Genomic DNA, 16,543 nt, shown 5'->3' with positions numbered 1-16,543 from the left:
GCGGCACCGTGAGCCTGTACGAGAAACTCGCCAACGAGATCGCCAAGTCGATCCGCGACGGCGTGCTGCGCGTGGGCGACAGGCTGCCCTCGGTGCGCGAGGCCTGCGCCAGCCGTGGCGTCAGCCCGTCGACGGTCTTCCAGGCTTATTACCTGCTGGAAGCGCGCGGCCTGATACGCGCCCGCCCCCGCTCGGGCTACTACGTCAACGCGCGCGGCGACACGCTGCCCCCCGAGCCGGACACATCCTGTCCCGATGGCGAATCGACCGAGCTGGCAATCAGCGAACGCATCTTCGACATCCTCGACTCCGTACGCAACCGCGACGTCACGCCGCTGGGCTCGGCCTTTCCTTCCCCCCTGCTGTTCCCGCTACCGCGGCTGGCCCAGGCCATGTCGACGCATCTCAAGCGCCAGGATCCGCTGGCCACGATGGAAGACCTTTCGCCCGGCAATCCCGGGCTGCGGCGCCAGATCGCGCTGCGCTACCTGATCGCCGGCATCAACGTGCCGGCCAGCGACATCGTGGTCACCAACGGCGCGCTGGAAGCGCTCAACCTGTGCCTGCAGGCCGTGGCCCGGCCAGGCGACACCGTCATCGTGGAAGCGCCGACCTTCTACGGCGCACTGCAGGCGCTGGAGCGCCAGGGCCTGAAAGCGCTGGAAGTGCCCACGCATCCGCGCACCGGCGTCGATCTGGACGCGATGGAAACGGCGATCAAGCGCCATCGGCCCAAGGCCTGTTGGCTGATGACGCAGTTCCAGAATCCGCTGGGCAGCCTGATGCCCGAAGACAAGAAGCGGCACCTGGTCGAACTGCTGGCGCGCCATGAAATCCCGCTGATCGAAGATGACGTCTATGGCGAACTGTATTTCGGCGCGGCCCGGCCGGTGCCGGCGAAGGCCTTCGACAGGCATGGACTGGTGCTGCATTGCTCCTCGTTCTCCAAGTGCCTGGCGCCGGGCTACCGCATCGGCTGGGCCAGCGCCGGCCGCTACACGCAGCGCGTGCAGCGCCTGAAGCTGTCGTCCACCCTGTCGGCCTCCAGCCCGGCCCAGGGCGCGCTGGCCGAATACCTGGAGCAAGGCGGCTACGACCGCCACCTGCGCCGCCTGCGCGAAACACTGCAGGCGCAGCAGGACCTGATGGCCAATGCGATTGCGCGCGAGTTTCCCGCGGGAACCCGCGTGACGCGCCCGCAAGGCGGTTTCTTCCTCTGGCTGGAAATGCCCGCGGCGGTGGATGCGCTGACCCTGCACCGGCAGGCGCTGGCGCGCGGCATCAGCGTGGCGCCGGGGCCGATCTTCTCGGCCAGCGGGCAGTTCGGCAATGCGCTGCGGTTGAACTACGGCCACCCCTGGGATGACGCGCAGGCCGACGCCATCCGCGCCCTGGGCGAGATGGCGCGCGCGGCCTGCCAGCCTGCCGCGCGGCGATCCTGATCAGTTGCGGGTCGAGGCGGCGCGGGCGCGCTTGACCTCAAGGGGCGTCACGCCGCCGGCCTCATTGCCCCAGCTGTTGCGGATGTAGGACACCAGCATCGCCACATCGTTGTCGTTCAGCAACTGGCCGAAAGGCGGCATGCCGTGCGGCCGCGGGTTGGCCGCGGTAGCCGGCGCGAAGCCGCCATCGAGCACCATGCGGATGGCGTTGAGCGGCGACGGCGCCGTCACGGTCGGGTTGCCTGCCAATGCCGGCCACGCGCCCGGGCTGCCCTCGCCTTGCGGCTGGTGGCATTGCACGCACTGCTGGCGATAGATCTTGCCGCCCAGCTCCATCGCGGCCGGCGCGGCCGGCGCGCTCGACCTCGTCGGCGCCGGGGTTGCCGGCAGTGATTTCAGATACACACCCATTGCGAGCGCATCGGCGTCGCTCAGGTGCTGCGTGCTGCCCAGCACCACTTCGGCCATCGGGCCGCTGGCGCTGGAATGCGCCGAGATCCCCGTACGCAACAGCGCCGCGATGTCTTCGGCCGACCAACGCCCCAGGCCCGTTTGCGGATCGTTGGTCAGGGGCGGCGCGTACCAGTCCAGCATCGGGATGATGCCGCCGGCCAGCCCGTCGGCCGCGCGCGTCGCCCCCAGGCTGTTGCGCGGCGCGTGGCAGGCGGCGCAATGGCCCAGGCCTTCGACCAGATAACGGCCACGGTTCCACTGGGTCGACTGGCCCGGATCGGACTCCTGCACACCGGGGCGGAAATACAGGGCGCGCCAGGCCGCCAGCAGGACACGCTGGTCGTACGGGAAATCGAGTTCCGGCGCGCGGCTGGGCTGGTTGACCGGCGTCACCGTGCGCAGATAGGCGAACAGCGCATCGGCGTCGGCGCGCGTGACGCGGGTGTACTCGGTGTACGGGAAGGCCGGATACAGCAACGTTCCGTCGCGCGACTTGCCGTTGTGCAGCGCCTGCCAGAAGTCGTCCGCGCTCCAGGCGCCGATGCCGGTCTTCTCGTCGGGCGTGATGTTGGGGCCGTAGATCGTGCCGAATGGCGTCGGGATGGGCGTGCCGCCCGCGTAGGCCGGGCCGCCGCGCGCGGTATGACAGGCCATGCAGTTGCCGGCCAGCGCCAGGTAGCGCCCGCGCTCGATGCGTTGCTGCGGATCGGCTGGCGCCACGGCCGGCCCGATGCTGGCATCGTCGCGCGTGCCGAGCCAATACAGCACGCCCGCCGTGACCACGGCGAGCATCAACAGGGTCCCGAGGAGTCGCTTCATCAGTTTCATCCGAGTCGCCCCTTCAACGCTGCGCCTGACTGCCGCACTCGGCGGGCAGGCGCAAGGCGCCGGCAGGCTCGGGCGCGTAGCTGGCAGCGACCGGCTGCGACGACAGCCAGGCCGCCAGGGCGCCGATATCCTCGGGCGTGAGCTTGCGGGCGATGTCGGCCATGCAATCGGGCGCGGCGGCGCGGCGCAGGCCGTTCTTCCAGCTGCCGATCTGCGAACCGATGTAGTCGCGCGGCAGGCCCAGCAGGCCCGGGATGGCGGGCAGCGCGCCGCCCAGGGCGGCGCCGTGACAGGAAGCACAGGCCGGCAGGCCGCGGGCGGCGTCGCCGGACAGGGCCAGCTGGCGACCGGCCTCGAGCGTGGCGGCGGACACCTCGGCCCGCGCCGGCGGCGGATACGGCACGTGCTGCGCCGCGAAGTACGCCGCCATTTCATGCAGGTAGGCGTCCGGCAGGCCGGTCAGCAGGTGCGCCATGGGGCGGTACTGGCGCCGGTCGTCACGGAAATTGAGCAGCTGGTGATAGAGGTATTCCTGCGGCTTGCCGGCCAGCCGCGGGTAATAGCCGTCGGCGCCGGCACGGCCCTGCTCGCCATGGCAGGCCGTACAGGCCGCCACCCGGGCCGCCATGGTGCCGGGCTGCAATACCTGGGGTGCGTCCTGGGCCAGGGCAGACGCTGTCGAAAAGGCAACAACGACCGCCGCCACGAGGTGGATTTTTGCCCTGAACCACGGCAGTGAAACACTACGAAAGGAAATGAGGGCTAACATCTAGGGCCAGTTAACACTAAGTCACTAAGTCGAAGTCCAACCCCCGAAGGCGCATGGCGGCGGGGCGCGTAGATGAATCGGTCGGTGCGGTGCCCAAGCTTACGCCAGGGTCTTCAAAGCGGTACAGGCGCAGATTCGCAGTTTACGGCCATATCAGATGCCAACCCGCCGGCATCCTCCTGCAAAAGCGTGCCACAATCATGTCCATGTTGAAAGTCGTCCTCGTTACCGGCATCTCAGGCTCAGGCAAGTCCGTGGCCCTGCGCATGCTCGAGGACGCCAGCTACACCTGCGTCGACAACCTGCCCGTGCGGTTCCTGACCGAGTTCATCGCCAACGCCCGCGACGACGGTCTGGAGCGCGTGGCGGTCGCCATCGACGTGCGCTCGCCCGGGGAGCTGGCCGAACTGCCCGACGTGGTCACCGCGCTGCGCGCCATGGGCACCAGCCTGCGCGTGGTGTTCCTGGACGCCAGCACCGACACCCTGGTGCAACGCTATTCCGAATCGCGCCGCCGCCATCCGCTGACCGATCGCCTGCAGCGCGGCGGCACCGCGCCGTCCCTGACCGACTGCATCGCGCTCGAACGCGAACTGCTGGCGCCGCTGCGCGAGCAGGAACACGTCATCGATACCTCCGAACTCACGCCGGGCCAACTGCGCGCGTGGATCCGCGACCTGATCCAGGCCGACCGCGCCCCGCTGGTGCTGACCTTCGAATCCTTTGCCTACAAGCGCGGCGTGCCGCGCGACGCCGACCTGGTGTTCGACGTGCGCTGCCTGCCCAATCCCTACTATGACCGCAACCTGCGTCCGCTGACCGGCCGCGACGAACCGGTCGCCACCTGGCTGTCCGGCTACGAACAGGTGGGCCAGATGATCGACGACATCGCCGCCTTCCTGAATCGCTGGCTGCCGCAGTACACGCAAGACACGCGCAATTACCTCACGGTCGCCATCGGCTGCACCGGCGGCCAGCACCGTTCGGTCTACGTGGTCGAACAGCTGGCCAAGCGCTTCGCCGACCACGACCCGCTGCTGGTGCGCCATCGCACCCAACTGCCCGACGAATCCGCATGATCCTGTCCCGCCCGCTCCATATCCTGATGATGCTGTTGCTGGCCATTGCCGTGGCCGGCTGCTCTTCCACCGGGGGGCGCAAGAAGGGGGGCGGGTACTACAAGGACGATGGCCCGGACGCCAATCCGCCCTCCAACCTGGACCAGGTGCCGGACGCGGTGCCGCGCATCGAGCCCTACGCCAGCGGCGCCAATCGTCCATACGTGGTGTTCGGCCAGCGCTATGTGCCGGATACCAGCGGCCAGCCCTACAAGCGCCAGGGCATCGCCTCGTGGTACGGCAAGAAATTCCACGGCAACTCGACCTCGATCGGCGAGCCCTATGACATGTACGCCATGACGGCGGCCCACACCACGCTGCCGATCCCCAGCTACGCGCGCGTCACCAGCCTGGTCAACGGCAAAACCATCATCGTGCGGGTCAACGACCGCGGACCGTTCCACAGCGACCGCATCATGGACCTGTCGTACGTGGCGGCCTACAAGCTGGGCATCATCGGGCCGGGCAGCGGCCAGGTGGTGGTCGAGAGCATTCCGCAGGATGAGATCCGTCGCCTGGCCTCCCAGGGGACGCCGGCGCCAGCGCCCGCCTCGGCCACCGGTTCCACCCCCGTGGCCACGCCTGTCGCCGCCGCGCCGGTGGCACTGGAGCCCCAGCCGCTGGCGCAGCAGCCCGCGCCCGCGCCAGGGAGCGCGCCGGTGCGCCAGATCGGCGCGGCCGGCAGCGTCTATCTGCAGGTGGGCGCGTTCAGCCAGCCCGCCAATGCGCAATCGCTGGTCAGCCGCATCAACACGCAACTGGGCGCCGATGGGGCGCCCCCAGCCGCGGTGGAACAGGCCAACAACCTGTACCGGGTCAAGATCGGCCCGTATCCGGATCGCCAGAGCGCGCTGAACGCGGTGCAGTTGGTGTCCGACCGCATCGGCATCACGCCCAGCATCGCCGCGCAATAGCGCGGCGCCCGCCCGCTACGCCGCCGGCCAGTCGAACGCCGGCTGCTCGAACGGCAACTGCGCCTGGCCGTCACAGACCCGGCGCGCGCGCGCATTGCGGCTCAGGTATTGGCTGCCCTCGTGCTTGAGCAGGGCCTGCTTGCGCGGCAGACCGCCACCGAAGCCGGTCAGCGAGGTATCGGCGCCGATGACGCGGTGGCACGGAATGATGATGATGACGGGATTGCGGCCCACCGCGCCGCCGATGGCCTGGGCGCCCTTGGGCCGCCCCACCGTGCGCGCCAGTTCGCCGTAGCTGGCGAGCTGGCCGAAATCCAGCTTGCACAGCGCGCGCCAGACTTCATGCTGGAACGGCGTGCCCACCGGATCCAGCGCCACCTCGAAATCGCGGCGCTGGCCGGCGAACCACTCATCCAGTTCGCGGCGCGCCTGCTCCAGGATCGGATCGGATTCGCTGCGGGTCCAGCCCTCGGCCGAGGGCAGCAGGGTCTGGTCGGTGAACCAGGCGCCGCGCAGGCCCTTGGCACTGGCGACCAGACGCATTTCGCCCAGCGGCGTGGGGATGTCACGGTAGACGATCGGCTCCGCGGCTTCGCCGGGACGCTTGCGTGTCTCTGCGGTGTAGATCATGGGCTTACGCATTCTTGCGGGCCAGGGCCCGGTTGTACAGGACGTCGCGCGACAGGCCGGTGACCTTGGCGGCGATCTTCGAGGCGTCGCGCACCGACAGGGTTTCGAGCAGCGCGTCCAGCAAGGCGTCGGCGCGCGGATCGGCGTCCTCGTCTTCCTCGCGCCCCGCCTGGGCATGCGCGATCAGCACGAATTCGCCCTGCTCGCGATGCGCGTCGGCCGCCAGCCAGGCGGCCGCCTCGCCCAGTGGGAAAGTGGCGATTTCCTCGAAGCGCTTGGTCAGCTCGCGCGCCACCGTCAGCAGACGGGCGTCGCCGCAGACTTCCCGCAGATCGGCCAGCGTCGCGGCCAGCCGGTGCGGCGATTCGAACATCACCACCGGCGCCGGCAGCGCGCACCAGGTGCGCAGCCAGCGCTGGCGCGCGGTGGCCTTGGACGGCGGAAAACCGGCGAAGGCGTAGGCGGGGTTCTCGTCGGTGGTGACGCCGCTGCCCATCAGCGCGGCAATCACGGCGCTGGGACCGGGCACCGGCACCACCGCGAAACCGGCCTCGCGCACCGCGCGCACCACGCGCGCGCCGGGATCGCTGACCGCTGGCGCGCCCGCGTCGGAGACCAACGCCACGCGCTGGCCCTGCGCCAGGCGCTCACAGATGGCCTGCGCCGCCGCGGCTTCGTTGTGGCGATGCGCCGCCATCAGCGGCGTGCTGACGCCCCAGGCGTCCAGCAGCGTGCGGCTGGCGCGGGTGTCTTCGGCCGCGATCACGTCGGCGCGTTGCAGCGCATGCCAGGCGCGCAGCCCCAGGTCGCCCAGATTGCCGATCGGTGTGGCCACCACATACAGCGTCGAGGCGGGCCAATGCTGCCCGGCCACGCGTTCAGCGACGCGGGTCCAGGCGTCGCCGGCCACCGGGGGTGAGACATTTTGATTCATTGCTGCCTACTTACGCGGAAAACCATGCCAGTGTAGCCGCCATCGCCTCGCGTTTCGGACCGGCCCCGATGGATGACACCTTTGCTTTCGAACTTGCCCTGGCAGCGCGCCGCCGGGCCGCCAGGCGCCGGCGGCGCGCCTCGCCACGGCCGCGGGGTGACGCGCCCGCCCCCCGGCGCTCGCCGCGCCAGCGCATCGGCGACAGCCACGAAGAGGCCGCGCTACGCCTGCTCCAGGGCGCCGGCCTGGTGTTGCTGGCCCGTAACCTCGCCTGCCCGGCGGGCGAGATCGACCTGGCCATGCGCGACGGCGACGTCCTGGTGTTCGTCGAGGTGCGCGCGCGCCGCAGCGACGCCTATGGCGGCGCCGCCGCCAGCATCGGCCGCGACAAGCAGGCGCGGCTGGCGCGCGCCGCGGCGCACTGGCTGCCGCGACTGGCCCGGCACTACTGGCGGGCCAGCATGCCGGCCGCCCGCTTCGACGCAGTCGTGTTCGACGGCGACCGGGTCCAGTGGCTGCGCGCGGCATTCGAGCTGGCTTGATTCCGGTCCGCCCGTGAGATAATCGCGCCCATGGATATGACCTCTCGAATGACGTCGCACTTTCGCGACGCCATGGCCACGTACGAACAAAGCATGAACGTGCTGGCCGAGCCGCTGGCGATCGCGGTGGACGTGCTGTTCGGCGCCCTCGCCAACAATGGCAAGATTCTGGCTTGCGGCAACGGCGGCTCGGCCGCCGACGCGCAACATTTCATCGCCGAGCTGGTGGGCCGCTTCGAGCGCGAACGCCTGCCCCTGGCCGGCATCGCCCTGAATACCGACACCTCGATCCTCACCGCGGTCGGCAACGACTACGGTTTCGACGAGGTCTTCGAACGCCAGGTCAACGCCTTCGGCCAGGCCGGCGACGTGCTGGTGGCCATTTCCACCAGCGGCAATTCGCCCAACGTGGTGCGCGCCATGGAAGCGGCCGCCAGCCGCGAAATGCACGTGCTGGCCCTGACCGGCAAGGGCGGCGGCGTCATGGGGGAACTCATTACGCCGATGGACGTCCATCTATGTGTTCCCAGCGATCGCACGATGCGCATCCAGGAAGTCCATATACTGCTGTTGCATGCGCTTTGCGACGGCATTGACGCTCTTCTGCTTGGAGACACCGAATGATTTCAGACGTCCGACACGCCACCCGCCCCTTGCTGCTCGCCGCGGCCCTGTCCGGCGCCGTGCTGTCGCTGTCGGCCTGCGCCCCCCTGATCGTGGGCGGCGCGGCCGCCACCACCGCGGTGGTGGTGACCGACCGGCGTACCTCGGGCATCCAGCTCGAAGACCAGAACATGGCCTTCAAGGCCCAGAAGCAGATCTCCGACAAGCTGGGCGACGCGGCGCGCGTGAACGCCATGGCCTACGGCGGCCACCTGCTGCTGACCGGCGACGTGCCCACCGAGGAAGCCAAGTCCCAGGCCACCGCCATTGCCCAGAGCGTCGAGAACGTCAAGCAGGTGATCAACCAGCTCACCGTGGGCCCGATCGCGTCCTTCGGCGTGCGCTCGAACGATACCTGGCTCACCTCCAAGGCCAAGACCGCGCTGATCAACACCAAGTACGTGCCTTCCGGCACCATCGCCGTGACCACCGACCATAGCGTCGTCTACCTGATGGGCAAGGTGACGCAGGCCGAAGGCGATTACGCCGCCAACGCGGTGGCCGACCTCGGCGGCGTGGCAAAAGTGGTAAAACTGTTCGAGACCATCAGCCGCGAGGAAGCGATCCGCCTGTCCAGCAGCGGCAGCAAGTCGACCACCACGGAAACCAAGGCCCCCATCGAAAGCGGCGCGGGCGCTGCCGACAGCGGCAGCAGCGCGCCCAGCAGCGGTGGCAGTACCGTAGAAGCCATGCCCATCAAATGAAAAAAGCCATCGTAGCCCTGGCCGTCCTGGTGGCGGTCGGCGTCGGCGCCTGGTTCACCCTGCGCCCAGCGCAAACCGCCCCGAACGTCACCTTCACCACGCTGGAAGGCAAGACCTTCTCCATGCAGGACCTGCGCGGCAAGGTGGTGCTGGTGAAGTTCTGGGCCACCAGCTGTGTCACCTGCGTCAAGCAGATGCCGGAAACCATCTCCGCCTACAACGAGTATGCGGGCAAGGGCTACCAGGCGATCGCGGTCGCCATGGACTACGATCCGCCCAACTTCGTGCTGAACTTCGCCGAGAGCCGCAAGCTGCCGTTCCCGGTGGCGCTGGACACCAAGGGCGACATCGCCCGCGCGTTCGGCGACATCCGCCTGACGCCCACGGCCTTCCTGATCGACAAGCAGGGACACATCATCAAGCGCTACCTGGGCGAGTATGACGTGGCGGAATTCCACGCCACCGTCGAGAAGGCGCTGGCCGCGGGCTGAACCCGGTCCGCTCGGCCGCCGCCATGAACCGCCCGCCTGCCGGGCGGTTTTCATTTGGCCACGGCCGGCCGGCTGGGCTCGGCCACGCCTCGCGCCAATCCCCGGCCGCCCCCCGCCCCCATGCCCGAAGCCAGGGCCTGGCCCAAAAAGAAACCGCCCGCATGAGCGGGCGGTTACGGCGGGGGAACAGGTCCGCGTCGCGATCAGAACGCCGGCACCACGGCGCCCTTGTACTTGTCGACGATGAACTTCTTCACCTCGGGCGAGTGCAGCGCGTTGACCAGCTTCTTGATCCCGGGCGCGTCCTTGTTGTCGGCGCGAGTCACCAGGATGTTGGCGTAGGGCGAATCGGAGCCTTCGATGAACAGCGCGTCCTTGGTCGGCACCAGGCCGGCTTCCAGCGCGTAGTTGGTGTTGATCAGGGCCAGATCAACGTCATCCAGCGAGCGCGGCAGCATGGCGGCCTCGAGCTCGCGGAACTTCAGCTTCTTGGGGTTCTCGACCACATCGGCGGCGGTCGCCAGGATGTTGGACGGATCCTTCAGCTTGATGATGCCCTGTTTCTGCAGCAGCACCAGGGCGCGGCCGCCGTTGGACGGGTCGTTCGGGATGGCGACGGTGGCGCCGTCCTTCAGCTCGGCCAGGGTCTTGATTTTCTTGGAGTAGCCGCCGAAAGGTTCGACGTGGACCAGGGCGACCGGCACCAGCGTGGCCTTGCGGTCCTTGTTGAAGGTGTCCAGATACGGCTTGTGCTGGAAGAAATTGGCGTCGAGCTGCTTGTCGGCCAGTTGCAGGTTGGGCTGGACGTAGTCGTTGAAGACCTTGATGTCGAGTTCCACGCCTTCCTTGGCCAGCTGCGGCTTGACCACTTCCAGGATCTCGGCGTGCGGCACCTGGGTGGCGCCGACGACGATCTTTTCGGCGTGGGCGGCGGTGGCCGCCACCAGCAGGGCCGATGCCACCAGGGCGGAACGGACGAAATTCAAACGCATGAGTTGCCTCTTTTATAGGTAGGAATTGGGGGCAAATGCCCAGCCGGTGTGGAGAATCCCCCTTGTGAGGGGCGCTCCGTTGCGAAAACGCCCCCAATTTACCCCAATGCCGGTTATTTGTCGGGCATATCAACATAGGTTTAAAGCATAAGAAACCTGTGGGGACTACAATCCGTCGTATGCTTGCGCTACCGCGTTGCCAACGCGTTCCTGTGCAGGCATTTTTTTACTGCGGGACCTCTCGCCCCCACTGGGGGCAACGCCTTCGCGCCATCATCGGCACAAGGCTTTCAACCTCTAACTTTCATACCCTACTTATTGCCGACTTAGCTGCCATGACCGACACCCCCGACCCTGCTGCCGTCTCGTCTCCCGCTGTCAAAGCCGCGGTGCTCTCCGAAGCGCTGCCTTACATCCGACGATTCCACGGCAAAACCATCGTGGTCAAGTACGGCGGCAACGCCATGACGGAAGAGCGATTGCAGCGCAGCTTCGCGCATGACGTGGTGCTGCTCAAGCTGGTGGGGCTGAATCCGGTGGTGGTGCACGGCGGCGGTCCGCAGATCGACGACGCGTTGCGCCGCATCGGCAAGCAGGGCACCTTCATCCAGGGTATGCGCGTCACCGATGCCGAGACCATGGAAGTGGTCGAATGGGTGCTGGGCGGCCAGGTCCAGCAGGACATCGTCATGATGATCAACGAAGTCGGCGGCAAGGCCGTGGGCCTGACCGGCAAGGACGGCGGACTGATCCAGGCCCAGAAGAAGCTGATGGCCAACAAGGAGAATCCCGCCGAACCGATCGACATCGGCTTCGTCGGCGACATCACCCTGGTCGAGCCGGCGGTGGTCAAGGCCTTGCAGGACGACCAGTTCATTCCGGTCATCTCGCCCATCGGCTACGGTGAAGACGGCACCGCCTACAACATCAACGCCGACGTCGTCGCCGGCAAGATGGCCGAAGTGCTGGGCGCCGAAAAACTGCTGATGCTGACCAACACCCCGGGCGTGCTGGACAAGGGCGGCAAGCTGCTGCGCAGCCTGTCGGCCCAGACCATCGACGAACTGTTCGCCGACGGCACCATCTCGGGCGGCATGCTGCCCAAGATCTCGTCGGCGCTGGATGCCGCCAAGAACGGCGTCAACTCGGTGCACATCGTCGACGGCCGCGTGCCGCACTGCCTGCTGCTGGAAATCCTGACCGACCAGGGCGTTGGCACGATGATCAGCTCGCACTGATGCGAGCGCTGCGCACCCTGCTGCGGCCGGCGGTGCGCCAGCGCCGCTCGCGCCGCACCGCCACAGGCGCCCCCGGGCGCCTGTGGTTGTTTGACCTGGACAACACGCTGCACGACACGTCGCACGCCATCTTTCCGCGGATCGACCACGGCATGACGATGGCCGTGGCCGAGGCGCTGGACGTGGACATCGACACCGCCAACGCGGTGCGCAAGCAGTACTGGCAGCGCTACGGCGCAACAATGATCGGCATGGTGCGCAACCATGGCATCGACCCGCACGCCTTCCTGCACCGCAGCCACGATTTCGACGTCAACCCGCTGGTGCGCGCCGAGAAGGCACTGGCCTACAAGCTGCGGCAACTGCCGGGCCGCAAGGTGCTGCTGACCAACGCGCCGCTGCATTACGCGCGCGCCGTGCTGCGGCGACTGGGCATCCTGCGACAGTTCGACAGCCTGTGGGCCATCGAGCACATGCGCCTGCATGGTGAATTCCGCCCCAAGCCGTCGCCAGCGCTGCTGCGCTATGTGCTGGCGCGCGAGGGCGTGCCGGCGCGTCAGGCGGTGCTGGTCGAGGACACCCTGGCCAACCTGCGCGGCGCGCGCCGCGCCGGCCTGCGCACGGTGCATGTGTTCCATCCCGGGACCCCGTTTGCGCGCGGCCGCGCGCAACGGCCGTCGTATGTCGACTTGCGGGTAAACTCCGTCAGTGATTTGCTGCTGCGCCGACGCCCTTTGCGGGGTTGATCGCCGGCGCGCCCTCCCTCCTTCACCGTCAGCCTGCGTAACACCAGACCCGTCCATGGCGACCAAACCCGGCGAGCGCAAGACCCAGATTCTGCAGACCCTGGCCGAGATGCTGGAGCAGCCGCACGCCTCGCGCATCACCACGGCGGCGTTGGCCGCGCGCCTGGAGGTCTCGGAAGCCGCGCTCTACCGGCATTTCGCCAGCAAGGCGCAGATGTTCGAGGGGTTGATCGAATTCATCGAAACCAGCATTTTTACGCTGGTGAACCAGATCGCCATCGCCGAGCCCTACGGGCTGTCGCAGGCCCACCAGACGGTGTCGATGCTGCTGACGTTCTCGGAACGCAACAAGGGCATGACGCGCGTGCTGACTGGCGACGCCCTGGTCACGGAAGACAACCGCCTGCAGGAACGGATCAACCACATCAACGACCGCATCGAGGCATCGTTGAAGCAATCGCTGCGCATCGCCGTCACCGATGGCGGCCTGCCCCCCGAAGCCAATGTGGCCGCGCACGCCAGCCTGCTGACGCACCTGGTGCTGGGGCGCTGGCTACGGTACGCCCAGAGCGGCTGGCGCGTGGTGCCCACGCTGCACCTTGACGAACAACTGCGCCTGGCGCTGGGCTGACCTCATTCGCGCCATAACACGAACGAAATAACGGTCTCGCGCGGCTGTAGCTGTGCCATTTGTTTGTTTTTATGCAACATTCGTAGGGTTGCGATTTTCGGCGGCCGACGAGCATAATCCCCGGATCGGTTTTCCGACAAGCACGATTGCCCCCCGAATTGACATCTATCAATACGGGTTTTCCTTAATGCCGTCACGATCATTCTGTAGCGTCGGCACTTCGCTTTGATCCAGCCTCGGGCTTGTCAGCGGCGTGCCGTCAGTTTGACCTCAACCGGAGATGGATATGACTGCGGAAACCGCTGTCCCTGCCTCGCAAGCCCCCAAGAAAACCAAAATACCGATCGGCCTGGTCGCCGGTTTCCTCGTCATGATCGGCGTGTTGATGATGCCGCTGCCCGCCGACCTGCCGGTCGCAGGGCATCGCATGCTGGCCATCCTGGCCTTCGCGGTGGTGGTGTGGATCACGGAAGCCGTGTCCTACGAAGCCAGCGCGATCATGATCACGACGCTGATGGCCTTCCTGCTGGGCACCGCGCCCACCATCAAGGATCCGCAGGTGGTCTATGGCACGTCGGCCGCCATCAGCATGGCCCTGACCGGCTTCGCCAACTCGGCGCTGGCGCTGGTCACCGGCGCGCTGTTCATCGCCGCGGCCATGACCTTCACCGGGCTGGACCGGCGCATCGCGCTGGTGACGCTGTCCAAGGTCGGCACCAGCACGCGCCGCATCCTGATCGGATGTATCGCGGTGACCATCGTGCTGAGCCTGGTGGTGCCCAGCGCCACTGCCCGCAGCGCCGCCGTGGTGCCCATCATGATGGGCGTGATCGCGGCCTTCGGCGTGGACAAGCGCTCGAACATCGCCGCCGGCATCATGATCATCGTGGCGCAGGCCACCAGCATCTGGAACGTCGGCATCCAGACGGCCGCCGCGCAGAACCTGCTGACCGTCGGCTTCATGGAAAAGATGCTTGGCCAGCGCGTGGCCTGGTCGGACTGGCTGATCGCCGGCGCGCCGTGGTCGCTGATCATGTCGGCCGTGCTGATCGTCATCGTCCTCAAGCTGCTGCCGCCGGAAAGCGACAGCATCGCGGGGGGCAAGGAAGCCGTCGAGAAATCGCTGCTTGAACTGGGCCCCATGACCGGCGCGCAAAAACGCCTGATGGCCGTGTCCATCATGCTGCTGCTGTTCTGGTCGACCGAAGGCAAGCTGCACAAGTTCGACACCACCTCGACCACCTACTTCGGCCTGGTCCTGTTGTTGCTGCCGCGCTTTGGCGTGATGACCTGGAAAGACGTGCAATCGCGCATTCCATGGGGCACCGTGATCGTGTTCGGCGTCGGCATCAGCCTGGGCACCGCGCTGCTGACCACGCAGGCCGGCCAATGGCTGGGCAACCAAGTGGTGGCGCACACGGGTCTGGACCACCTCGGCCCGCTGGCCATCTTCGCGATCCTGTCGGCCTTTCTGATCATCATCCACCTGGGGTTCGCCAGCGCCACCGCGCTGACCTCGGCGATGCTGCCGATCCTGATCTCGGTGCTGGCCACGCTGCCGGGCGACTTCAGCCGCCTGGGCATGACCATGCTGCTGGGCTTCGTGGTCAGCTACGGCTTCATCCTGCCGATCAACGCGCCGCAGAACATGGTGTGCCTGGGCACCGAAACCTTCAACGCCAAGCAGTTCGCCAAGGTCGGCATCCTGGTCACCCTCGTCGGCTATGCGCTGATGATGCTGATGGGCATGACCTACTGGCGCTGGCTCGGCTGGCTGTAAGGAGGTCGCATCATGAAGATCTCCATCGCCCAAGCCAATGAATACGGCCGCCGCGTGCTGATGGCGCAAGGCGTGCCGGAAGACATCGCCCGCGACGTGGCCGAGCACCTGGTGGAGTCCGACCGGGTCGGCTACACCAGCCACGGCCTGTCGATCCTGACCAACTACCGGCGTGTGCTGGGCGAAGGCCTGGCGCAGGCCGACGGCCGCCCCGAGCTGCTCAACGACCGTGGCGCAATGCTGGCCTACGACGGCCACAACGGCCTGGGCCAGTACATCGGCAAGGTCGTGATCGAGAAGGCCATCGAGCGCACGCAGGAGCACGGCCAGTGCATCCTGACGCTGCGCCGCAGCCACCACCTGGGCCGCATGGGCCATTACGGCGAGATGGTGGCAGCCAAGGGCCTGATCCTGCTGGCCTTCACCAACGTGATCAACCGCGCCCCCACCGTGGCGCCGTTCGGCGGCGCGCGCGCCTGCCTGACAACCAATCCGCTGTGCTTCGCCGGGCCGCTGCCGGGCGGCCGCCCGCCTTTCATCGTCGACATGGCGACCAGCTCGATCGCGGTGAACAAGGCCCGCGTGCTGGCGGCCAAGGGCGAACAAGCGCCGCCGGGGTCGCTGATCGATGCGCAGGGCAATCCGACCACGGATCCGGGCGCGCTGTTCACCGATCCGCCAGGCGCGCTGCTGCCGTTCGGCGGCCACAAGGGTTACGCGATGGGCCTGGTGGCCGAGCTGCTGGCGGGCGTGCTGTCCGGCGGCGGCACGATCCAGCCGGAGCATCCGCGCAACGGGGTGGCGACGAACAACATGTTCGCGCTGCTGCTGGATCCGCAGGTGGACTTCAATACGGACTGGCGCTCGATGGAAGTGGGCGCGTTCATCGACTACCTGCATGCCTGCCCGCCGCAACCGGGCGTGGACGGCGTCCAGTATCCGGGCGAGTACGAAGCCCGCAACCGCGAGCTGAACGCGGAGTCGCTGGAATTCGCGCCTCCCATCTGGGAGGGGTTGAAGAAGCTGGCCGCGGACTTAGGGGTGCCTGAAGCGTTGCCTTGAGGATTTGTGTTTACGGTTGTTTTTGCGGGCGGCTCAGGGGTTCTTGAGCCGCCCGTTGCGTTGGCGGGCGGGGGGCGGCGGGGCTACGATTGCGGTCCGGAGCGTTCGCTCCGGACTGCCCCGTTGTCAACCTCGTACGCCTTCGGCTCCCTACGGTTTCCCTCGGGCGCATCTACACGCCCCGCCGCCCCCCGCCCGCCAACGCAACGGGCTCACGTCGTCTCGGGTTCAACATCGCAGGGGCGAATTGGGTGCTTGGCGTTTTTGCCAGCGACGGAGGGGGAGAGGAGGATCTTGCGGGGCCCGCCCAAAGCCGGCCGCGCGGGCGGCCTTTTTGGGCTTACGCGATGAGGGACGTCGAAGGGATGGTGGCGGCGCCGCTGGTGAGGGGACGTGTTATGTTCATCGGCATCGTAGGCTCAAGACTGACTGACGGCTACCACCACATCGAAAAGCGGCCAATGCCGCATCGAAAAGCAGCGCTCTCGGATGCATCAGAATGCGCCGCGCACACAAGTAGTCCAACCACGCGCAGCGAACCCCGCCCCGACGCCAGACACCATGTATGCCGATGATGGCCGCCCGCGCGGCCATCATCGGCGGGCG

Annotated in this window: 17 protein-coding genes; 12 read left to right on the top strand and 5 right to left on the bottom strand. The window is 67.5% G+C overall.

All coding sequences use genetic code 11. From position 1 onward, the window contains the following. Positions 1-8: 8 nt before the first annotated feature. Entirely contained in the window at positions 9-1,442 is a 1,434-nt protein-coding gene (locus HV742_RS05935) for an aminotransferase-like domain-containing protein (protein WP_059272787.1), read from the top strand. On the opposite strand, the gene HV742_RS05930 is transcribed toward HV742_RS05935, so the two are convergent. Next, positions 1,443-2,723, bottom strand: a complete 1,281-nt coding sequence (locus HV742_RS05930; protein WP_049076880.1) for a c-type cytochrome — start codon at positions 2,721-2,723, stop codon at positions 1,443-1,445. A gap of 13 nt (positions 2,724-2,736) precedes the next feature. Continuing rightward, positions 2,737-3,492, bottom strand: coding sequence for a c-type cytochrome (locus tag HV742_RS05925; RefSeq protein ID WP_169535716.1), 756 nt, complete (start codon positions 3,490-3,492; stop codon positions 2,737-2,739). 206 nt (positions 3,493-3,698) lie between these two features. Here HV742_RS05925 and rapZ point away from each other — a divergent pair, with 206 nt between their 5' ends. Further along, complete coding sequence (gene rapZ / locus HV742_RS05920) at positions 3,699-4,571, top strand: RNase adapter RapZ (protein ID WP_049078186.1); 873 nt, start codon at positions 3,699-3,701, stop codon at positions 4,569-4,571. After that, positions 4,568-5,524: a septal ring lytic transglycosylase RlpA family protein gene (locus HV742_RS05915; RefSeq protein WP_049076883.1), complete on the top strand. Its 957-nt coding sequence runs from the start codon at positions 4,568-4,570 to the stop codon at positions 5,522-5,524. Before rapZ ends, HV742_RS05915 begins: the two co-directional genes overlap by 4 nt. A 15-nt stretch (positions 5,525-5,539) precedes the next feature. Here the strand turns inward: HV742_RS05915 and HV742_RS05910 are convergent, their stop codons facing one another. Further along, positions 5,540-6,154 (bottom strand): methylated-DNA--[protein]-cysteine S-methyltransferase, encoded by a 615-nt coding sequence (locus HV742_RS05910; protein WP_054419855.1) that lies wholly within the window; start codon positions 6,152-6,154, stop codon positions 5,540-5,542. Between the two features lie 4 nt (positions 6,155-6,158). Next, positions 6,159-7,088 carry a 16S rRNA (cytidine(1402)-2'-O)-methyltransferase gene (gene rsmI / locus HV742_RS05905; protein ID WP_049076886.1) on the bottom strand — a complete coding sequence of 310 codons (930 nt, stop codon included), beginning with the start codon at positions 7,086-7,088 and terminating at the stop codon, positions 6,159-6,161. A 68-nt stretch (positions 7,089-7,156) separates the two neighbouring features. On the opposite strand from rsmI, the gene HV742_RS05900 reads away from it, so the two are divergent. The 4 genes from HV742_RS05900 to HV742_RS05885 are packed head-to-tail and all read left to right on the top strand — an operon-like array spanning position 7,157 to position 9,488. After that, complete coding sequence (locus tag HV742_RS05900; RefSeq protein ID WP_049076889.1) at positions 7,157-7,630, top strand: YraN family protein; 474 nt, start codon at positions 7,157-7,159, stop codon at positions 7,628-7,630. Positions 7,631-7,660: 30 nt separating this feature from the next. After that, positions 7,661-8,254 (top strand): phosphoheptose isomerase, encoded by a 594-nt coding sequence (locus HV742_RS05895; protein ID WP_006389868.1) that lies wholly within the window; start codon positions 7,661-7,663, stop codon positions 8,252-8,254. Next, positions 8,251-8,997, top strand: a complete 747-nt coding sequence (locus tag HV742_RS05890; protein WP_175144668.1) for a BON domain-containing protein — start codon at positions 8,251-8,253, stop codon at positions 8,995-8,997. Before HV742_RS05895 ends, HV742_RS05890 begins: the two co-directional genes overlap by 4 nt. Beyond that, positions 8,994-9,488, top strand: a complete 495-nt coding sequence (locus tag HV742_RS05885; RefSeq protein ID WP_049076901.1) for a peroxiredoxin family protein — start codon at positions 8,994-8,996, stop codon at positions 9,486-9,488. The genes HV742_RS05890 and HV742_RS05885 overlap by 4 nt, the downstream gene beginning before the upstream one ends. Positions 9,489-9,691: 203 nt before the next feature. Here HV742_RS05885 and HV742_RS05880 read toward each other — a convergent pair whose 3' ends face one another. Next, positions 9,692-10,480: a MetQ/NlpA family ABC transporter substrate-binding protein gene (locus HV742_RS05880; RefSeq protein ID WP_049076905.1), complete on the bottom strand. Its 789-nt coding sequence runs from the start codon at positions 10,478-10,480 to the stop codon at positions 9,692-9,694. A gap of 335 nt (positions 10,481-10,815) precedes the next feature. Here HV742_RS05880 and argB point away from each other — a divergent pair, with 335 nt between their 5' ends. From argB to HV742_RS05855, 5 genes are all read left to right on the top strand, one after another. Continuing rightward, on the top strand, positions 10,816-11,718 hold the full coding sequence (argB, locus tag HV742_RS05875) for an acetylglutamate kinase (protein WP_026382124.1): 903 nt from the start codon (positions 10,816-10,818) through the stop codon (positions 11,716-11,718). Continuing rightward, positions 11,718-12,464 carry a pyrimidine 5'-nucleotidase gene (locus tag HV742_RS05870; protein ID WP_049076907.1) on the top strand — a complete coding sequence of 249 codons (747 nt, stop codon included), beginning with the start codon at positions 11,718-11,720 and terminating at the stop codon, positions 12,462-12,464. The genes argB and HV742_RS05870 overlap by 1 nt, the downstream gene beginning before the upstream one ends. Positions 12,465-12,519: 55 nt before the next feature. Continuing rightward, on the top strand, positions 12,520-13,095 hold the full coding sequence (gene slmA / locus HV742_RS05865; RefSeq protein WP_049076910.1) for a nucleoid occlusion factor SlmA: 576 nt from the start codon (positions 12,520-12,522) through the stop codon (positions 13,093-13,095). Between the two features lie 286 nt (positions 13,096-13,381). Next, on the top strand, positions 13,382-14,875 hold the full coding sequence (locus HV742_RS05860) for a DASS family sodium-coupled anion symporter (protein ID WP_080977523.1): 1,494 nt from the start codon (positions 13,382-13,384) through the stop codon (positions 14,873-14,875). Positions 14,876-14,887: 12 nt separating this feature from the next. Further along, positions 14,888-15,937, top strand: coding sequence for an Ldh family oxidoreductase (locus tag HV742_RS05855; protein WP_049076915.1), 1,050 nt, complete (start codon positions 14,888-14,890; stop codon positions 15,935-15,937). The last annotated feature ends 606 nt before the right edge of the window (positions 15,938-16,543 follow it).

The sequence above is a fragment of the Achromobacter ruhlandii genome (assembly GCF_902859695.1).
Lineage (GTDB): Bacteria > Pseudomonadota > Gammaproteobacteria > Burkholderiales > Burkholderiaceae_B > Achromobacter > Achromobacter ruhlandii.
This window is presented reverse-complemented; position numbering and strand designations above follow the sequence as displayed.